Consider the following 1,584-nt stretch of genomic DNA (forward strand, 5'->3'; position numbering starts at 1 on the left):
TCAGATTGCTGACGAACCCCATCTTTCTGGAGGGGTTCTTCTTTTTGAGCGGCCGAAGGTCGCGATCGCGATATTTTTTCCTCCTGAGCCCTTACATCCCTTTTGAACCTCTCTCATCCTTCTCATAAGCTCTACTAGCACGCTGTATTGCACTAATAAAAGATAAAGATGCGCCAGTAGCGCTATCTTTTTCATATTCTGCGCTGCCGCCGCCATTAGGCACTGCATCTGCACGTTCATCAGACCACGGAACCGTGCGTAACGGTGACCATGATGCTGTTTTGCATCGGCGAAGCTTCTTTCTACCGTCTCTTTTCGACGGGCATACACCTTCTTACCCCACGGCGTTAGCCGCATCTTATTTGCTCGTTCCTTACTTGCCTCCCACACGTGACGCGTGACCACTTTCTGCGTGTTCTGGCTCTGCGTACAAGATTTTAGCTGCGGGCACCTCGCACAGACATCAGCAGGGCTATGATAGTGACGGTAACCTTCACGACTCGTGGTTTTATAGACCAGTAACTCCCCCTCCGGGCAGCGATAAACATCCTTATCCTCGTCGTAGATAAACTGTTTTTTCTGGAACGTATTTTGCCCTTTGTTTGGCCGCCGATACCCCAACACAGGGATGATTCCTGCCTGTTCCGTCAGATGGCAGACCGCGGCGTTGAAGTAGCCCGCATCCAGTCCGACCGCCACAGGATTGAGTGGGAACCTTGCCAACTGACGCTCCAGCCGGGCAATGTAGGGTTGTGCATCATGGATATTTCCGGGCGTAGTGTAGGTGTCGGTAATGATGCCGTGTTTACCGTCGACGGTACGATGGTCGAGCCAGAAGAAGCCTTTCGGCTTATTATCACGATGCATGAACCCGCTTTCCGGGTCAGTCGTGCTGACCTTCGTGTTCTTCATTTTTACCGTTTTCGACGGCGCTAACAGCTTTTTTCCGGCGACTTCGCGGTCTTCATTGATGGCGGCATTGAGCGCATCAATATAAGCGCTGGGTTTAACGGGGGTTTCAACGTTCACGGCCTTGCGCGGGTTAGCGTTAGCCTTGAGGTGAGTGCTATCGGTATAGAGCACGCGACCGTTAACCATGCCTTTGGCGATAGCCTGCTCAACAATATTGTCAAAGATACGCTGGAAGACATCGGTGCCGTTAAATCGGCGGATACGGTTTTGACTCAGGGTTGAGGCATCGGGGATTTTGTCGGTCAGGCCGATGCGTAGGAACCAGCGGTAGGCGACATTGACCTGAATTTCTTGAACTAGACGGCGTTCGCTCGGGACGCCAAAGAGATAGCCAAGCAGCATCATTTTAAACAGCACGACGGGGTCGATGGCAGGGCGCCCGTTATCATGACAATAAAGGTGTGCCACTTCATCACGAATAAAGTCGAAATCGATAACGGCGTCCACTTTACGCACTAGATGATTTTTGGGTACCAGCTCTTCGAGGGTGACCATTTCGATTTGATATTGTTGAGGGGAAGATTCTTTAAGCATGGGTGTTAGCTCATTAATTAGCCTAACCCTATTAGATCAAAGTCCTGGCCAAGAGGCCAGGACTTTGTCAGCAATCTG

The 1,584-nt window shown here is 51.1% G+C and carries 1 protein-coding gene; it reads right to left on the bottom strand.

What is annotated here, in order from left to right; genetic code table 11:
• Positions 1–1,506, bottom strand: coding sequence for an IS1182 family transposase (locus HGT73_RS14555; protein ID WP_244968598.1), 1,506 nt, complete (start codon positions 1,504–1,506; stop codon positions 1–3).
• Between the last annotated feature and the right edge of the window lie 78 nt (positions 1,507–1,584).

Origin of the sequence: Rosenbergiella australiborealis (genome assembly GCF_018494035.1) — a bacterium.
In the GTDB taxonomy this organism is placed as follows: Bacteria; Pseudomonadota; Gammaproteobacteria; order Enterobacterales; family Enterobacteriaceae; genus Rosenbergiella; species Rosenbergiella australiborealis.

What these genes read in the sequence shown, in the direction of transcription:
- HGT73_RS14555 (WP_244968598.1), bottom strand. Translation starts at nt 1,506, where the DNA reads ATGCTTAAAGAATCTTCCCCTCAACAATATCAAATCGAAATGGTCACC.